The organism is Streptomyces sp. NPDC052042, assembly GCF_044548345.1.
GTDB lineage: Bacteria > Actinomycetota > Actinomycetes > Streptomycetales > Streptomycetaceae > Streptomyces.
In genome coordinates this window covers 1-1,459 of the sequence record NZ_JBIUBU010000085.1, presented here as the reverse complement: position 1 = coordinate 1,459, position 1,459 = coordinate 1, and the positions used below count along the sequence as shown (strand labels likewise).

Below are 1,459 nucleotides of genomic sequence, written 5' to 3'. Positions count from 1 at the left end.
CGGCCCGCAGGATCGAGGTGAGCTTTTTCTCCAGGACGTGCTTGGGCGCCGCACCGACCCACGAGCCCGCGGGCCGACCGCCCGCGTAGACGACGAAGGCGGGAACAGAGGTGATGCCGAGCTGGGCGGCCAGCCCGGGCTCCTCGTCCAGGTCGACCTTGACGACGTCCAGGTGGCCGGACTGTTCGGCGGCCAACTGCTCCACGATGGGGGTGACCATCCGGCACGGGTGGCACCAAGTGGCCCAGAACTGGACCAGGACGGGTCGCTCCGCCTGGAGGACGCGTGTGGTGAACGTCTGCTCGGTGACGCTGTCCACCGGGCGTGCGGCATGTGCGGTCATGTGTGGGCTTCCTGTCTTGTACAAGTGGGAATGCGAGGTCTGGCGTCGCCGTGCTGTGGGCTACCGGACGGTGGCAGCGGCCGCGTGGCGGTGCTGTTCGACGGCGCGGTCGACGTCCTCGTCCAGGAGGTCGGCGTTGATGGCGAAGGCGGCGGCGGATCCCATACCGGCCGCGGCCACGACCTGGGCGCGCGGGTCGACGACGTTGCCGACGGCCCAGACTCCCGCGACGCTCGTGCGGCCGGTGCGGTCGGTGACGACCCAGCCGGCGTCGTCCTTGTCGCATCCCAGCCGGGCCAGCAGTTCGTCGTGCGGGACGAAACGCGGGAAGAGGAAGGCGGCGGTGCGGGGCACGACGCGGCCGTCGGCGAGTTCGATCCCGCGGAGCCGGTCGTCGTCGACGACGAGATGCTTGATCTCCCCCTCGATCAGGTGAAGACCGCGTGCCTCCAGCTGTTCCCGGTCCTGCGCGGTCAGGTCCAGGGTGTGCGGGAGGAAGACGACGTCGTCGCTCCACTGGCGCAGGAGCAGGGCCTGATGGACCGCTCCCGGGTGCGTGCCGAGGACGGCGAGGGGCTGGTCGCGGACTTCGTAGGCGTGGCAGTACGGGCAGTGCAGGACGTCCCTTCCCCATCGTTCGCGGACGCCGGGGATGTCGGGCAGTTCGTCGCGCAGCCCGGTCGCGATCAGGACGCGGCGGGCCTTGAGCACCACCCCGCCGGCCATGCGGACGTAGTAGCCGTGGTCGATCTGCTCCGCCCGGCCTTGGAGGAGTTGAACTCCATAGCGGTCGATCTCGGCCCGCCCGATTTCGAGCAGGGTCGCGGGCGGCAGGCCGTCGCGGGACAGGAAACCGTGCATGTGCGCGGCGGGCGCGTTGCGCGGCTCGCCGGAGTCGATCACCACCACCTTGCGGCGGGCGCGGCCCAGGAGCATGGCGGCGCTGAGGCCGGCCGCTCCGGCGCCGACCACCACCACATCGTGCACCTCGTCCGTGTCGCCGTGCTGCGCCGTGCTGTTCTTGTCGTTCGTCGTATTGATCATGGGAACAACCTCCTGCCGCAACAGTGCGTGCCCGGCGCCGGGGCGACAACTTCTGTTGCCATTTCTGGGACG

Annotated in this window: 2 protein-coding genes; both read right to left on the bottom strand. The window is 70.3% G+C overall.

What is annotated here, in order from left to right; all coding sequences use genetic code 11:
- Nucleotides 1–343: thioredoxin (trxA, locus tag ACIHCL_RS36965; protein ID WP_399868936.1), on the bottom strand; the 343-nt coding region annotated here is incomplete at its 3' end.
- Between the two features lie 60 nt (nucleotides 344–403).
- On the bottom strand, nucleotides 404–1,387 hold the full coding sequence (locus tag ACIHCL_RS36960; protein WP_399868935.1) for an NAD(P)/FAD-dependent oxidoreductase: 984 nt from the start codon (nucleotides 1,385–1,387) through the stop codon (nucleotides 404–406).
- Nucleotides 1,388–1,459 lie beyond the last annotated feature (72 nt).